Annotated in this window: 19 protein-coding genes and 1 other RNA gene; 14 read left to right on the top strand and 6 right to left on the bottom strand. The window is 58.3% G+C overall.

From position 1 onward, the window contains the following. Positions 1–4: 4 nt before the first annotated feature. On the bottom strand, positions 5–1,453 hold the full coding sequence (locus tag E7738_RS16420; RefSeq protein ID WP_104188217.1) for a tagaturonate reductase: 1,449 nt from the start codon (positions 1,451–1,453) through the stop codon (positions 5–7). Positions 1,454–1,751: 298 nt separating this feature from the next. Here E7738_RS16420 and exuR point away from each other — a divergent pair, with 298 nt between their 5' ends. The 9 genes from exuR (at position 1,752) to E7738_RS16375 (ending at position 7,122) form a co-directional block, all read left to right on the top strand. Continuing rightward, positions 1,752–2,504, top strand: a complete 753-nt coding sequence (exuR, locus tag E7738_RS16415) for a transcriptional regulator ExuR (protein WP_394515814.1) — start codon at positions 1,752–1,754, stop codon at positions 2,502–2,504. 336 nt (positions 2,505–2,840) lie between these two features. Then, positions 2,841–3,515 (top strand): DedA family protein, encoded by a 675-nt coding sequence (locus E7738_RS16410; protein WP_021509705.1) that lies wholly within the window; start codon positions 2,841–2,843, stop codon positions 3,513–3,515. After that, entirely contained in the window at positions 3,515–3,883 is a 369-nt protein-coding gene (gene mzrA / locus E7738_RS16405) for an EnvZ/OmpR regulon moderator MzrA (RefSeq protein WP_031280145.1), read from the top strand. The genes E7738_RS16410 and mzrA overlap by 1 nt, the downstream gene beginning before the upstream one ends. 173 nt (positions 3,884–4,056) lie before the next feature. Further along, positions 4,057–4,431 carry a DUF1090 domain-containing protein gene (locus E7738_RS16400; protein ID WP_150360374.1) on the top strand — a complete coding sequence of 125 codons (375 nt, stop codon included), beginning with the start codon at positions 4,057–4,059 and terminating at the stop codon, positions 4,429–4,431. 34 nt (positions 4,432–4,465) lie between these two features. Beyond that, entirely contained in the window at positions 4,466–4,771 is a 306-nt protein-coding gene (locus E7738_RS16395) for a DUF883 family protein (protein ID WP_021509708.1), read from the top strand. 1 nt (position 4,772) lies between these two features. Then, a complete protein-coding gene (locus E7738_RS16390) occupies positions 4,773–5,168 on the top strand; it encodes a phage holin family protein (protein WP_021312955.1) in 396 nt (131 codons plus the stop codon). Then, positions 5,165–5,449, top strand: coding sequence for a YqjK-like family protein (locus E7738_RS16385; RefSeq protein WP_010618800.1), 285 nt, complete (start codon positions 5,165–5,167; stop codon positions 5,447–5,449). Before E7738_RS16390 ends, E7738_RS16385 begins: the two co-directional genes overlap by 4 nt. A 206-nt stretch (positions 5,450–5,655) precedes the next feature. After that, on the top strand, positions 5,656–6,066 hold the full coding sequence (locus E7738_RS16380) for a DoxX family protein (protein WP_010618799.1): 411 nt from the start codon (positions 5,656–5,658) through the stop codon (positions 6,064–6,066). Between the two features lie 81 nt (positions 6,067–6,147). After that, a complete protein-coding gene (locus tag E7738_RS16375) occupies positions 6,148–7,122 on the top strand; it encodes a glutathione S-transferase family protein (RefSeq protein ID WP_394515813.1) in 975 nt (324 codons plus the stop codon). Between the two features lie 70 nt (positions 7,123–7,192). Here E7738_RS16375 and mdtI read toward each other — a convergent pair whose 3' ends face one another. The 4 genes from mdtI to rsmI form a co-directional block, all read right to left on the bottom strand. Continuing rightward, a complete protein-coding gene (gene mdtI / locus E7738_RS16370; RefSeq protein WP_150360372.1) occupies positions 7,193–7,522 on the bottom strand; it encodes a multidrug/spermidine efflux SMR transporter subunit MdtI in 330 nt (109 codons plus the stop codon). After that, complete coding sequence (gene mdtJ, locus E7738_RS16365; protein ID WP_058759849.1) at positions 7,509–7,859, bottom strand: multidrug/spermidine efflux SMR transporter subunit MdtJ; 351 nt, start codon at positions 7,857–7,859, stop codon at positions 7,509–7,511. Before mdtJ ends, mdtI begins: the two co-directional genes overlap by 14 nt. 558 nt (positions 7,860–8,417) lie before the next feature. Beyond that, positions 8,418–8,794, bottom strand: an RNA gene (gene rnpB / locus E7738_RS16360) — RNase P RNA component class A. A 33-nt stretch (positions 8,795–8,827) separates the two neighbouring features. Then, positions 8,828–9,691, bottom strand: a complete 864-nt coding sequence (gene rsmI, locus E7738_RS16355) for a 16S rRNA (cytidine(1402)-2'-O)-methyltransferase (RefSeq protein ID WP_394515812.1) — start codon at positions 9,689–9,691, stop codon at positions 8,828–8,830. A gap of 62 nt (positions 9,692–9,753) precedes the next feature. Here rsmI and E7738_RS16350 point away from each other — a divergent pair, with 62 nt between their 5' ends. Genes E7738_RS16350 through dolP form a run of 4 tightly spaced genes read left to right on the top strand, consistent with a single transcriptional unit; the run spans position 9,754 to position 13,341 of the window. Next, positions 9,754–11,799 carry a penicillin-binding protein activator gene (locus E7738_RS16350; protein ID WP_338670701.1) on the top strand — a complete coding sequence of 682 codons (2,046 nt, stop codon included), beginning with the start codon at positions 9,754–9,756 and terminating at the stop codon, positions 11,797–11,799. Next, positions 11,757–12,152 carry a YraN family protein gene (locus tag E7738_RS16345; RefSeq protein WP_394515811.1) on the top strand — a complete coding sequence of 132 codons (396 nt, stop codon included), beginning with the start codon at positions 11,757–11,759 and terminating at the stop codon, positions 12,150–12,152. Before E7738_RS16350 ends, E7738_RS16345 begins: the two co-directional genes overlap by 43 nt. Before the next feature lie 14 nt (positions 12,153–12,166). Then, on the top strand, positions 12,167–12,754 hold the full coding sequence (diaA, locus tag E7738_RS16340) for a DnaA initiator-associating protein DiaA (protein ID WP_021509716.1): 588 nt from the start codon (positions 12,167–12,169) through the stop codon (positions 12,752–12,754). Between the two features lie 14 nt (positions 12,755–12,768). Beyond that, positions 12,769–13,341: a division/outer membrane stress-associated lipid-binding lipoprotein gene (gene dolP / locus E7738_RS16335; protein WP_394515810.1), complete on the top strand. Its 573-nt coding sequence runs from the start codon at positions 12,769–12,771 to the stop codon at positions 13,339–13,341. Between the two features lie 30 nt (positions 13,342–13,371). Here dolP and E7738_RS16330 read toward each other — a convergent pair whose 3' ends face one another. Next, on the bottom strand, positions 13,372–14,073 hold the full coding sequence (locus E7738_RS16330) for a pirin family protein (protein ID WP_125309915.1): 702 nt from the start codon (positions 14,071–14,073) through the stop codon (positions 13,372–13,374). Between the two features lie 129 nt (positions 14,074–14,202). Here E7738_RS16330 and E7738_RS16325 point away from each other — a divergent pair, with 129 nt between their 5' ends. Beyond that, positions 14,203–15,102 (top strand): LysR family transcriptional regulator, encoded by a 900-nt coding sequence (locus E7738_RS16325; RefSeq protein WP_394515809.1) that lies wholly within the window; start codon positions 14,203–14,205, stop codon positions 15,100–15,102. Positions 15,103–15,281: the final 179 nt, after the last annotated feature.

Here is a 15,281-nt window from a genome sequence, read left to right as displayed (position 1 = left end):
CGCGTTATCTCAGTTGGCTAAGGGCCGTCCGCATGCCGTGGACGAGAATGTTGTGCAGTTGCTGGCTGACCGCCGGGACCAGGCCGGGCCGCTGAGTTAAATCTTCGCCCCAGTGCTGCGCGTCGCTCAGTACGTCGCTCACCAGCTGCTGCGGGGTGAGTTGATCGGTGAGGACCGCCGGCCACAACCGGGCAAAACGCTGCAGCCAGTGCGCGTCATCCTGCAGCGGCCACTGCCGGTCATCCTGCTGGCCGCGATAAAACGCCAGCAGCGCGGCAAAGGCAAAGATGAGGCGCGGCGGCCAGTCGCCACACTGCTGCTGCGCCTGCAACAGCGCCGGCAGCAGGCGCGTACGGAATTTGGTCATGCCGTTGAGCGCAATCGCCAGCAGCACATGGTGAATAAACGGATTGCGAAAGCGGCGCTGCACCGCATCGGCAAAGGCGTGCAGCTCGTCACCCGGCAAATCCAGCGTCGGAATCACCTCTTCGCGCAGCAGGGCGTCGACAAAAGCGGCCAGTTGCGCATCGTTCATTGCCTCGCTCACGCTCGCCAGCCCGGCCTGAAACGCTACCGGCACCAGCGCAGTGTGCGCCCCGTTAAGGATCGCCACTTTCTGCGCCTTGTACGGCGTGATGTCATCCACCCGCCTGACGGCAGGTGCCAGCGCCGTCAGCTGCAGCTCGTGCATCAGCGCATCCGGCCCCTCAAGCACCAACTGGTAGTCGCGCTCCCCGGCCACCAGATAGCGGTCGTCATAGCCCAGTTGGGCTGCAATCTGTGCGCCATCCGGCGGATAGCCGCTGACAATACGATCCACCAGCGTGTTGTAAAAGGCGCAGTGCTGCGTCACCCACTGCGTAAAGGCCGCTGGCAGCTGCCACTGCTGGCAGTAACGCAGCACTAACGCGCGCAGCGTGTCGCCGTTATGGTCGATCAGCTCACACGGCACGATCAGCCAGCCTTTATCGGCGGCACCGGCAAAGTGCTGATAACGCGCCCACAAAAGCTGCGTCAGTTTGCCGGGAAACGACGACGCGGGTTGATCCTCCAGCCGATCCTGTTCGGCATACGCGATGCCGGCCTCGGTGGTGTTGGAGAACACAAAACGCATCTGCGGCGCGCGTGCCAGAGCCAGGAATTCATCGAACTGCTGATAAGGCTGGATTTCACGATTGAGGCTGCGGATCAGCCGGGTTTCGCTGAGCGGTTCCCCGGCGTCATTCAGCCCGCGCAGCAGCGTGGTGTAGAGGCCATCCTGCTGATTGAGCGTCTCCGTCTGCATCCGGTTGCGCGGTCGCACCACCACCACGCCGGCATCAGTGCCCTGATGTTCATTGAGCCAGTCGAGCTGCCAGTCGATAAAGGCACGTAAAAAGTTGCCTTCGCCGAACTGGATCACGCGTTCGCTATAGCGTGCGCCGGGGAAATCGCGGCGGTTGAGTCGCAACATGTCGCTTCCTTGAAGATGAAATCGGTCAGCTAATGCGCAAAAGTTATCATACCAATTTCAGCGACAGGGAGATTTGTTTGCCAACTGCGTCACATTATCCATCATTGCCATACGGCGAAAGCCGGCGTGCCGCTTATTTACATCAACTTAAGCATATGTATATTCTATTAATTAAAGATCAAACCTGAGCAGAAGCGCAGGTTCTTAACTTGCCATATGGTATAACAGCTTCAGCGCTTTGCGACATCGCAGGGTAAGTGGTATAACAACTTACCGTCTTTCACAGAACCGAAAAATCATGGACCTGAACGAATCCCGCCGCCTCTACCAGCAACTCGCCAGCGAACTCAAGCAGCGCATCGAAGCGGGCAATTATGCCGTGGGGGCAAAGTTACCGGCAGAGCGGATGATTGCGGAATCGCACCAGGTGAGCCGCACCGTGGTGCGGGAAGCAATCATCATGCTGGAGGTGGAAGGCTACGTCGAGGTGCGCAAAGGATCGGGCATTCATGTGATCAGCGACCAGCCGCAACCGCGCGACAGCGCCGCCGATCAGCTGGAGTTTGCCAGCTATGGCCCCTTTGAACTGCTGCAGGCGCGCCAGCTGATTGAGAGCAATGTCGCCGAATTTGCCGCCACGCAGATCCGTCCACAGGACATCGTGGCGCTGCTGGCGATTCAGGAAAAAGCCCGGCAGGAAGATCACGCGCGCGATTCGACATGGGATATGGAGTTTCACGTGCGCATTGCCCAGGCCACCCAAAACAGCGCGCTGGCCGCCATCGTAGAGAAAATGTGGCGGCACCGGCTGCATAATCCTTACTGGCTTAAGCTGCACGAGCACATTGACGCGCGCCATATCACCAGCTGGTGCGACGATCACGACCAGATTTTAAAAGCGCTGATGCGCAAAGATCCCGCCGCCAGCAAACTGGCGATGTGGCAGCATCTGGAAAATACTAAACAGATGCTGTTCGACGCCACCGCCGATGATTTCGAATTCAACGTCGACCGTTACATGTTCGCAGAAAATCCGGTGATCCTGCCCTGAAGCCGCAATGGCAGAAAACGCTGCATTTTCAGGCTAAAAAGTCAGTTAATCTGCAATAGTGTCAGCTCGTGTAAAGCTCCTTTTGACCATCTGCGTCAAAAGGTAAAACTCCTGTGCGACCGCGACTTTACACTGTCTGAATCCCGCGATTTTTGTTACAGTTATCGCCCTTTTCTTACCCTTTGCGACAGGGCTATAAAAAGTCGCTGATTTAACAATCAATTCTGGATGGATCCGGAAATCCTGCTCAGGTGGCATACCTAAAATGTATAACTTAACCCGCCTGCGCCTAAGCCCCTCACGGGCACGTTTAACAATGATGTTCAGGAATGATTGATGGATATTTTGCAAGCATTGCTGCATGCCCTGTGGCAGCAGGATTACGAAATGCTCTCCGACCCCACCCTGGTGTGGGCGATTTATGGCGTGTTGTTCATGATTCTGTTTCTCGAAAATGGCCTGCTGCCCGCCGCGTTTCTGCCCGGTGATAGTCTGCTGATTCTGGTCGGCGTGCTGATCGCGAAAGGCACCATGAGCTTTCCGCTGACCCTGCTGGTGCTGACCACCGGCGCCAGCCTCGGCTGCTGGGTCAGTTACATTCAGGGCCGCTGGCTTGGTAATACGCCGACGGTGCAGAAATGGCTCTCCCATCTGCCCGCGCAGTATCATCAGCGCGCCCACAGTCTGTTCCATCGCCACGGCTTGTCTGCGCTGCTGATTGGCCGCTTTATCGCCTTTGTCCGTACCCTGCTGCCGACCATTGCCGGCCTCTCTGGCCTGAGCAATGCCCGCTTCCAGTTCTTTAACTGGATGAGCGGCTTCCTGTGGGTGCTGATTCTTACCGTGCTCGGCTTTGCGCTGGGGAAAACCCCCATTTTCCGCCGCTATGAAGATGAGCTGATGTTCTGCCTGATGCTGCTGCCGCTGGTGCTGCTGGTCATCGGTCTGGTGGGTTCACTGGTAGTGCTGTGGCGTAAACGTCAGGCGGGTCAGAACGGGAAGTCACAGTAATGACAGGGTTGCGTAATTTTCCCAGGCGTTTACTCCCCTGGCTGTGCGCTGGCGTGCTGGCGCTGCTGGCTATCGGCATTGTGCCCAAACTGATGCAGCATGAAACGGTGGTGAAGATCCGCGTGGCACACAGCGGCACCAATCTGCCGGACGGCTTTTATCTCTACCAGCAGCTTTCGGCGCAGGGCGTGCGGATTAAAAGTATTACCTCGGCAGGCGATGCGCTGGTCATTCATTTTGAGAATGAAGAGCAGAGCCTGGCCGCGCAGAAAGTACTGCGCCGCCTGCTGCCACAGGGCTTTGTCGTGGCGGCGGGTCCGCAGGCGTCACAGCAGGTGGTGGACGCTAATCGTCCCACCTATAGCTGATCCCCGCCGTCGGGTTCACCGCCCGGCGGCACCTCAATCCTCGCTATCCCCGCGTGTTTTTTGAATTTTTTCGTCTGCTGTCTATTCTTAAGTAAGCGCGAGCAGACGACAAGCTGGGATGCCCCTCCTGTCCGGTTTGCGACAGGTCGTCAACAATGGAAGGTAAAAACCTGATGAAACAACAACTACTGCTGGGTGCGATTCTTTTCTCTCTCTCGGGTTCACTGCTGGCAGCGGAATCGCTGTGTCAGCAAAAACAGCAGGATATTCAGCGCGAAATTGAGATGGCGAAACAGCACGACAACCAGCGCCGGGTCACCGGACTGGAACGCGCGCTGACTGAAGTCCGCGCCAACTGCACTGACGAGAAACTGAAATCCGCCCACGCTGAACGCATTGAAGCCCAGCAGCATAAAGTGGCTGAGCGCGAGCGCGAACTGCAGCATGATCGCCAGGAAGGCAAAGACCAGGAGAAGATCGGTAAGCGCGAACGGAAGCTGGAAGAGGCACGCCAGGAGCTGAAAAAGCTGCAGGCCGAGCCTTATTAATCGGACTTAAATAAATGATGTAATGGAGAACACCATGGCTAAAGACACCACATCTGAACATCTGCGTGCGGAACTGAAAAACCTTGCCGACACCCTGGAAGAAGTGCTGAGCAGCTCGGCTGATAAGTCGAAAAGCGAGCTGGATAAACTGCGTCACAAAGCACGCGGTGCCATTGAGAGTTCACGCGAGCGGCTGGGCGAATCCGGCGAACGCATCGCGCAGACCACGCGTGAAGCGGCGGAGAAAGCGGACGTCTACGTGCGTGAAAATCCGTGGCACGGCGTGGGTATCGGCGCAGCAGTCGGCGTGCTGATCGGCATCCTGATTTCACGTCGTTGATATGAGCGAGAATCAGAGCCACGGCCCAGGCAAAGGGGTCTTCAATGTAGGTCAGCGCGTGGTGACAACGCTGGTTGGCATGGTCGAGACACGCGTGCGGCTGGCCGTTGCCGAGCTGGAAGAGGAAAAAGCCAATCTGATCCAGATGCTGATCATGATAGGCCTGACCATGCTGTTTACCGCTTTCGGATTGATGAGCCTGATGGTGCTGATTATCTGGGCGGTGGATGCGCAGTACCGGCTGATGGCGATTGCCATCACCACCGGCGTGCTATTCGCGCTGGCGCTGATTTTTGGTTTGTGGACGTTGCGTAAATCCCGGCAGTCCACGCTGTTGCGCCATACGCGCAAAGAGCTGGACACCGATCGCACCTTACTCGAGGAGCATCGCTCATGAGTCAGCGTGAACGTGAAGCACGCATTCATGAATTGCTTAATCAGGTACAGCAGCAACGGCTGGATCTCAGCGCTGCGCGCCGCGACTGGCTGGAAAGCACCGCGCAGTACGATCGCGGCTGGCTGACGTTTCTCAGCCTGCGCCGCTATCTGGCGATTGGCAGCAGCGCGCTCGCCATCTGGTCGATCCGCAGCCCCAACCGCATCATGCGCTGGGCCAAACGCGGACTCGGCCTGTGGAGCACCTGGCGCATGATCAAATCGGCGATGCCGCCACGCTAACTTCCCCACTTTAAACCGGATCGAAAAGGTTCGGTTTTCCTCCTTCAGAATTCCTGAATAACATCGACAGTTTATCTCGCTTACAACTATTGCTGCGCGCGACTATCATCTCCCTCCATCAGCCCGACGAACTGTTTAACGCGGTTTAAAGGGAAAATAACCCCGCAGGCCAACAACCTGCGCCAAAAACCTTGTTGGAGTAAATGATGAAAAAATTCGAAGACTCAGGCCTGCTGCTGGCACGCGTATTAATGACCATCCTGTTTATTACTGCCGGCTGGGGCAAAATCACCGCCTATGCGGGCACCGCACAGTACATGCAGGCGATGGGCGTGCCCGGCTTCCTGCTGCCGCTGGTGATTCTGCTGGAACTGGGCGGCGGCCTGGCGATTCTGTTCGGCTTCCTGACGCGCTTCACCGCGCTGTTCACCGCCGGCTTCACGCTGCTGACCGCGTTCCTGTTCCACAGCAACTTTGCGGAAGGCGTTAACCAGCTGATGTTCATGAAAAACCTGTCCATCGCCGGTGGTTTCCTGGTGCTGGGTCTGGTGGGTCCGGGCGCCTACAGCATTGACCGCCTGATTCGTCAGCGCTTTATGCCAGCAACCGCACGCTAAGCACGCAAGCCGTGCAACAGCACATATACTGAATAGCAGGGGCGGGGATTTTCCTCGCCCCGTTTTTTTTATGGAGGGCTTATGGGACAACTGATTGACGGTGTCTGGCATGACACCTGGTACGATACGAAGTCAACCGGTGGCCGCTTCAAACGCACAGAAGCAGTCTGGCGTAACTGGATCACGGCAGACGGCAGCGCCGGGCCAACCGGGAAAGCCGGCTTTCCCGCCGAGCGCGATCGTTATCATTTATACGTTTCGCTGGCCTGCCCGTGGGCGCATCGCACCCTGCTGATGCGTCAGCTGAAGGGGTTAGAAGAGATGATTTCGGTATCAGTGGTGCACCCGCTGATGCTGGAGAACGGCTGGACCTTCGACGATGATTTCCCCGCCGCGACCGGCGATTCGCTGTATCAGAACGAATTCCTCTATCAGCTCTATCTGCATGCCGATCCGCAGTACAGCGGGCGCGTGACCGTGCCGGTGCTGTGGGATAAAAAGCAGCACACTATCGTCAGTAATGAATCCGCCGATATCATCCGTATGTTCAACAGCGCCTTCGACGCGCAGGGCGCTCGCGCCGGCGATTACTACCCGCCCGAGCTGCGTGACAAGATCGACGAACTCAACGGCTGGATTTATGACACCGTCAATAACGGCGTCTACAAAAGCGGATTTGCCACGTCACAGTCGGCTTATGATGAAGCCGTAACCGCGCTGTTCCATGCGCTGGCACGGCTGGAGCAGATTCTGGGTCAGCATCGCTATCTGACCGGCGATCGCCTCACCGAAGCCGATCTGCGCCTGTGGACCACGCTGGTGCGCTTTGACCCGGTCTACGTGACCCACTTTAAGTGCGATCGTCATCGCATCAGCGATTACCGTAACCTGAACGGCTTCCTGCGCGATATTTATCAGATGCCGGGCATTGCCGATACGGTAAACCTGCCGCACATCCGCCATCACTACTACTGCAGCCACAAGACCATCAATCCGAACGGCGTTATTTCGCTGGGACCGGCTTTTGACTGGGATGAGCCGCACGGCCGCGGTTAACGGCTGGCTTACACATGCCTGCCCTTCTCTCCCACCATTGGGAAAGGAAGGCAGGCAGTATTGCGCTGCCTCAGGCAAATTTGATCAACACCATCCCGGCCAGCAGCAGTGCCACGCCCAGCCAGCCGCGGGTGTTCAGGCGTTGTCCGAACAGGATCCAGCCTGCCGCTACGGTCGCCACCAGACCGAAACCGCCCCATAAAGCGTAGGCCACCGAGAGATCGATCCCCTTCACTGCCTGCGACAGGGCACTGAATGCCGCCAGGACAGCCACCAGCGATATCACGCCATACAGCGGACGGCGGAAGCCGTTGGCGTATTTCAGCGCGATGTTCGCCACAATTTCCAGCACGATGGCCAGTGCCAGCCAGGCCAGATGCACGACGTTAAGCGTGGTCATGACGCAGCTCCTTACGGCTGAATGTCCCTGCTTTGATCAGCGCGATACCCGCGATCAGCGTGATCAAACCCGCCGCCTTCATCACTGACAGCGCCTCGTCAAACAGCATCACGCTGAACAGGGTGATAAACAGAATACCGACGCCTTCCCACATGGCATAAGCCACGCCAAGGGCAATACGTTTAACGGCAAAGGTGAGGAAGATGTATGACAGGGCGATCATCAACAGCATAAAAATATAGCCGGCGCTGCCGCCATTGACGCTGGCCCATTTCATTGACACGGTGCCTGTAATTTCGGCAGCAATCGCTAACGCTAATAAAATCCAGTACAGCATGATTTCTCTCCTGTGAGAAATAAACGCCATCCACGCGCAAACAGCAGCGTGATAGCTGAAAAAGATAAAAAGCTAACAAGGAGAGAAAAAACTACAGCGCGAAGCGCCAGTGCCGATCGCTTAGTGAGCAGGAGAAAACGCAGGTGGGTGAAGAGGTTAATACGTAAAGTGTAACGAAATGGTTATCCATAATTTTACAACTTATCCACGTTGTTGCTTTTCCCGGTGTGGATGAAAAATTGTCCTCAGTAGTTGAACACGCGCCTATTCTGGCACAGGGAAAAGAATGTTTTTGCGGATTTGCGTTTCTTTACGCAGAGAAATGGGAGTTTTGTGCGGTTTTATCTGGCTACGTGCGGTTTTCTGCCCTCACCCTAACCCTCTCCCACGGGGAGAGGGAATAGTTAAGTGTGGTGTTGGAGGCCGAATACTCAACTCATCCCACGCACAATCGGTCCCTTCTCCCGCTTGCGGGAGAAGGTTAGGATGAGGGACAGCACGCACCCTCCCCAAAAACAAAACGCCCGCAGATTTTCACCTGCGGGCGTCTTTATAAAAAGTCGAAACTGACCGATAAGCCGGGTTCTGTCGTGGACAGTCATTCATCTAGGCCAGCAATCGCTCACTGGCTCAAGCAGCCTACCCGGGTTCAGTACGGGCCGTACCATGTGAACCCCTATTTGGCCTTGCTCCGGGTGGAGTTTACCGTGCCACGGACTGTTGCCAGCCGCGCGGTGCGCTCTTACCGCACCCTTTCACCCTTACCTGATCCCATTACTGGGCCATCGGCGGTTTGCTCTCTGTTGCACTGGTCGTAGGCTTGCGCCCCCCAGGCGTTACCTGGCACCCTGCCCTATGGAGCCCGGACTTTCCTCCCCTCTGCCCGTCTCCCCCGAAAGGGACGACGACAAAGCGGCGACTGTCTGGTCAGCTTCGGCGCGGGATAATAGGCGATCCGCCCGCGTTTGTCACGCCTCTTGCTGCTCCAGCGCATACTTGTACAGGGCGTTTTTCTTAACCCCATGAATTTCCGCCGTCAGCGCCGCCGCCTTTTTCAGCGGCAGTTCAGTCTGCAGCAGCGCCAGCGTGCGCAACGCCTCTGCCGGCAGCGTCTCTTCATCCGCTTTATGGCCTTCGACAATCAGCACCATCTCGCCCTTGCGGCGATTCTCATCCGCCTGCACCCACGCCAGCAATTCACCCACCGGCGCACCGTACAATGACTCCCAGGTTTTGGTCAGCTCACGTGCCAGCACCACGTAGCGCTCCGCGCCCCATACGCTGACCATATCCTGTAGCGTATCCAGCACGCGATGGGTCGATTCGTAGAAAATCAGCGTGCGCGGCTCGTCACTCAGCGCACGCAGCGCATCGCAACGCCCTTTGCTTTTGGCCGGCAGAAACCCTTCGTAACAGAAACGATCGGACGGTAATCCCGCCGCGCTCAATGCTGTGATCGCCGCGCAGGCACCGGGCAACGGCACCACGCGCACCCCGGCCTCGCGGCAACGACGCACCAGATGGTAGCCCGGATCGTTGATTAACGGCGTGCCCGCATCGGAAACCAGCGCAATGCTCTGGCCCTCCTGCAGCTTCGCTAACAGCACGTCGGCCTTCTGCTGTTCGTTATGGTCGTGAAGTGCGAACAGTCGCGCATTGATGGCGAAATGTTGTAGCAACAGCCCGGTATGACGTGTATCTTCCGCAGCGACCAGATCGACGCTCGCAAGCACCGTTAGCGCACGCTGCGTGATATCACCCAGGTTACCGATCGGGGTAGGAACGATATAGAGCGTGCTGGCAGAAATCTCTGCCCGATCGAGTTGTTTCATTGTTTCATCCGAATTGCCGATTTAATATTGAGCATCTTGAAAAAAACATCACTGGATACAGTATGCTTCCTTCGAAAGTCGTACGTCATAAAGCAGGACGCCTGGTCCCTGTTTTGCTCGCGGGCCTGATTCTGGCCGCCTGTAGCGGCCAGGGACCGCAGCAAACCTCAAGCGTAAACGTGCAGGGTCCTGCCACGGGCCGCTCTGACTATTATCTGCAGCAGGTGCAGCAAAGCAGCGATGATAGCAAGACCGACTGGCAATTACTTGCCATCCGTGCCCTGCTGAAGGAAGGAAAGTATCCGCAGGCGCAAAATCAGCTCGGTCAGCTGCCACAGCAGCTCTCTGACGTACAACAGCAGGAACTGCTGCTGCTGCGCGCCCAGCTGCAAATTGCCCAGCAGGATTTCAACGGTGCTCAGCAGCTGCTGGGACAGATAAAAGCCGCTGATCTGTCGCAGGATCAGCAGGTGCGCTACTACGCGCTGCAGATTGCCGCTGCGCAAAATCGTCCGTCGCTCGCGCTGCTGCGCGCCTATATTGCTCAGGAACCGCTGCTGAAAGGCGCCGATCACCAGAGCAATATTGACGCCACCTGGCAGGCGCTGACCCAGTTAACCCAGGATCAGCTCAACAGCGTGGTGATCAACGCCGACGAAAATACGCTGCAGGGCTGGCTCGACCTGCTGAATACCTGGCACGCCAACAGTCAGGATGCCCAGATGCTGAAAGCCGCCATTAGCGACTGGCAGACGCGCTATCCGCAAAACCCTGGCGCGAAAACCCTGCCGACCCAGCTCAGCCAGGTGCAGAACTTCACTAAAGCTTCGACCAGCACTATCGCGCTGCTGCTGCCGCTTAATGGTCAGGCGCAGGTGTTCGCCAGTGCCATCCAGAAAGGCTTCAACGATGCGAAAAACGGTGTGCTGACTGCGCCGCCAGCTCCTGCCGCACCGGCCAGCAGCGATGCCAGCGGCTCCACGCAACAGCCCGCCAGCACGGCAACACCAGCCAATGGCGATGCCAACGCGGTGGTCAGTCCGGCGGCCGCGGCCATCACGCCGTCAGACAGCGCACAGCCGCAGCAGCCCGTCGCACAGCCAGCTGTCGCGCAGCCTGCCAGCAGCGCCCAGGTGAAAGTGTATGACACCAGCAGCCAGCCGATTGCTCAGGTGATGCAGCAGGCGCAGCAGGATGGTGCCACCCTGGTGGTTGGTCCGCTGCTGAAAAATAACGTGGAACAGGTCGCCAACAGCCAGACACCGCTGAACGTGCTGGCGCTCAACGAGCCAGAGCAGATCCAGAACCATCCGAATATTTGCTATTTTGCGCTTTCTCCTGAAGACGAAGCGCGCGATGCCGCGCACCATATCTGGGATCAGGGCAAGCGCCAGCCGTTGCTGCTGATGCCGCGCAGCAGCTATGGCGACCGCGTGGGCAAAGCGTTTGCGCAGGAGTGGCAGAAGCTGGGCGGCGCAACCGTGCTGCAGCAGCGTTTCGGCGGCGTGGGCGAGCTGAAACAGGGCATCAACAGCGGTGCCGGTATTGCACTGAGCGGCACGCCGCTGACGGTGCAGCCGGACCAGCCGCAGGGCGTGGCGGTTGCCGGTCTGACGATTCCGGCACCGCAGACCAGCGCTCCGGCACCTGAGAGCGCCAGCAGCAGCGGCAGCGTTGATGCGGTTTACATTATTGCCACTCAGGACGAACTGCAGCTGATCAAGCCGATGATTGCCATGCGCACCAGCAGCCGCAATAACATCGCCCTGTATGCCAGCTCGCGCAGTGCGCAGGCCGGTGCCGGTCCGGACTTCCGGCTGGAGATGGATGGCCTGCAGTTCAGCGATATTCCGCTGCTGTCCGGTGCCAATCCGGGCCTGATGCAGCAGGCGGCGCGTAGCTTTAACAACGACTATTCGCTGGTACGCCTCTATGCGATGGGCATTGATGCCTGGACGCTGGCGAACCAGTTTAACCAGATGCGTCAGGTACCGGGCTTCGCCATTGATGGCAACACCGGCAAGCTGAGCGCCGACACGGATTGCGTGATCAACAGGAAGTTGGCATGGAACCAGTATCGTCAGGGACAAATCGTTCCGGTGCAGTAAACCGCCAGCGCCTCGGCGCTGAGCAGGAGCAGCAGGCGCGTCGCTACCTTGAGCGCGCCGGACTGCAGTGGGAAGCCAGCAATGTGCGCTGCCGCAGCGGGGAAATCGACCTGATTATGCGCGACGCGGATTGCTGGGTGTTTGTTGAAGTGCGCTATCGGCGCGATGCACGTTTTGGCGGCGCGGCTGCCAGCGTGACGCGCCAGAAACAACAAAAGCTGCTGCGTACCGCTGCGCTGTGGTTGCTGGCACGCGGCGGCAGTTTTGATACGGTGAATTGCCGTTTTGACATCATCGCCATCACCGGGCCCGAACTGGTGTGGCTGGCCGATGCCTTTCGTGCGGATGGATAGAACCAGGTGGTCTTGTGCAGGACAGAATTAAAGCGTGTTTTACCGAAAGTATTCAGACGCAAATCGCCGCAGCCGAAGCGCTGCCAGATGCGATTTCCCGCGCCGCGATGACGCTGGTGCAGTCACTGCTGAACGGCAACAAAATCCTCAGCTGCGGTAACGGCGCCTCGGCGGCTAACGCCCAGCATTTTGCCGCCAGCATGATTAACCGTTTTGAGACTGAGCGTCCCAGCCTGCCGGCGCTGGCGCTGAGTGCGGACAATGTGATGCTGACGGCAATCGGTAATGACCGTCTGCACGACGAAATTTATGCCAAGCAGGTTCGTGCGCTTGGACAGGCCGGCGACGTTCTGCTGGCTATCTCCACCCGTGGCAACACCCGCGATATTGTTAAAGCGGTGGAAGCTGCGGTTACCCGCGATATGACTATCGTCGCGCTGACCGGCCATGACGGCGGTGAGCTGGCGGGCCTGCTCGGTCCGCACGATGTGGAAATTCGCATTCCGTCACATCGCAGCGCACGCATTCAGGAGATGCATATGCTGACGCTGAACTGCCTGTGCGATTTGATTGATAACACCTTGTTCCCACACCAGGAATGACTGAAGGAGCTCAAATGAAAGCATTGAACGCTATCGCCATTCTGTTAACCGCCATGCTGCTGCAGGGCTGCGTGGCGGTTGTCGCCGGCGGCGCTGCGGTCGCCACCAAAACCGCCACCGACCCACGTACCGTGGGCACGCAGGTTGATGACGGCACGCTGGAGCTGCGCGTCACTAACGCGCTGGCAAAAGATGAACAGATCAAAAATCAGGCGCGCGTGGTCGTGACCGCGTATCAGGGCAAAGTACTGCTGACCGGTCAGGCACCGTCAGCCGATCTCGCCAGCCGGGCGAAACAGATCACCATGGGCGTTGATGGCGCGACAGAGGTGTATAACGAGATTCGCACCGGGCAGAAAGTGAGCCTCGGCACGTCTTCATCAGATACGTGGATCACCACCAAAATCCGCTCGCAGCTGCTGGGCAGCGATCAGGTGAAATCGTCCAACGTGAAAGTCACCACTGAGAACGGGGAAGTGTTCCTGCTGGGTCTGGTAACGCAGGAAGAAGCCAAGGCAGCAGCGGATATCGCCAGCCGTGTCAGCGGCGTGAAGCATGTCACCACCGCCTTTACCATTCTGAAATAATGCCACAGGCGGCCAACAGGGCCGCCTTTTTTACACCGGAATATCAATCACCAGCGCACGCAGCGGCGTTTCCGCCTGCAGCGTAATCTGCGCCTCTTCACTGACAAACGCCCCATCGCCACAGCGCAGCTGCTCCTGATGCGCACTGCTGGCCCGTACCTCAAGCGCACCGTGAATCGACTGCAAATAGGCGCGCGGTCCGTGCAGCGCCAGGCTGTACTGCTCGCCCGGTGCCAGCGTGACCTGATGTACCCACACCTGCTGGCGCAGCTGCAAACTGCCGTCCGCGCCATCCGGTGACGCAATCAGCACATGGGTTTGCTGCGGCAGCGCGCGTTTTTGCAGCAGCGGATTTTCCCGTTCCGGACAGGCGGCCAGCCACAGCTGCATGCGCGTCAGTGGGCGCTCCTTGCTGATATTGTGTTCGCTGTAATTGACGCCCTGGCGGGCCGACAGCAGCATCGCTTCGCCCTCGCGCGCCACCAGGTGATTGCCTTCGCTGTCGCGGTATTCGGCTTCACCCTGCAGCACCAGGTTGAGCACATCCACCTGCGGATAGGTGCGCGGCTGAAATGCCGCACCGGGTGCCAGCACTTCCTGATTCAGCACGCGCAGCGAGGCGTAGCCCATCAGCTGGGGATCAAAATAGTGGCCAAATGAGAAGCTATAGCGCGCCTGCAACCAACCGAAATCGGCCTGGCCACATGCGGACGCGCAGCGGGTTGTCATCATGCTTTACCTCCGACGCACTGCGGTGAGAATCCACCACAGGCTTTATACGTCAATGGTAAAAGGCTGGACGCCGGATTGTTAGCCAGTTAATCTGCCTGGCATATTCAAATTTACTGACAGAGAGTCGGCATGGCTAAAGAGCGCGCGTTAACCCTGGAAGCTTTACGTGTGATGGATGCTATTGACCGTCGCGGCAGCTTCGCCGCGGCGGCCGACGAGCTGGGACGCGTGCCATCGGCGCTGAGCTACACCATGCAGAAGCTGGAAGAGGAGCTGGATGTGGTGCTGTTTGACCGCTCCGGCCATCGCACCAAATTCACCAACGTCGGGCGAATGCTGCTGGAACGCGGCCGCGTGCTGCTGGAAGCCGCCGATAAACTCACCACCGATGCCGAAGCGCTGGCGCGCGGCTGGGAAACCCATCTGACCATCGTGGCCGAAGCGCTGATCCCGACCGAGCTGCTGTTCCCGCTGGTAGAGAAGCTGGCCGATAAAGCCAATACGCAGATTTCGCTGGTCACTGAAGTGCTGGCGGGCGCGTGGGAACGACTGGAACAGGGGCGCGCCGACATCGTGATCGCGCCGGATTTGCATTTTCGCGCCTCCACCGAAATCAACACGCGCAAGCTGTACAGCATTATGAGCGTGTATGTTGCCAGTCCGGATCATCCGATTCATCAGGAAGCCGAGCCGCTGTCCGAGGTCACGCGCGTTAAGTATCGCGGCATCGCCGTGGCGGACACCGCGCGCGAACGTCCGGTGTTGACGGTGCAGCTGCTGGACAAACAGCAGCGCCTGACGGTAAGCAGCATGGATGATAAACGCCGCGCGCTGCTGGCGGGTCTCGGCGTAGCGACCATGCCCTATCCGATGGTAGAGAAAGATATCGCCGAAGGCCGCCTGCGCGTTGTCAGCGCCGAGTATACCCGTGAGGTGGATATTATTATGGCGTGGCGCCGCGATAGCATGGGTGAAGCCAAAGCCTGGTGCCTGCGTGAGATTCCAAAACTACTGGCGAAACGCGGCTGATTTTGGGTGCTGGCGGCCTTTCGCCCTCACCCCAGCCCTCTCCCGCACGCGGGAGAGGGAGCCGCCCGAACGTGGCTTTAAGAGGGAATCTACTTACACACCGCTGAATCGGTCCCCACCTGCGGGGAAGAATTATTTGAGCAGGATTTGAGAGGGAAGCTGAGGATCCGCGCCTGAAC

It is taken from the genome of Pantoea sp. SGAir0430 (assembly GCF_043549295.1).
Note: the sequence above shows the minus strand (reverse complement) of the source record. Positions and strands in the feature narration are given on the sequence as shown.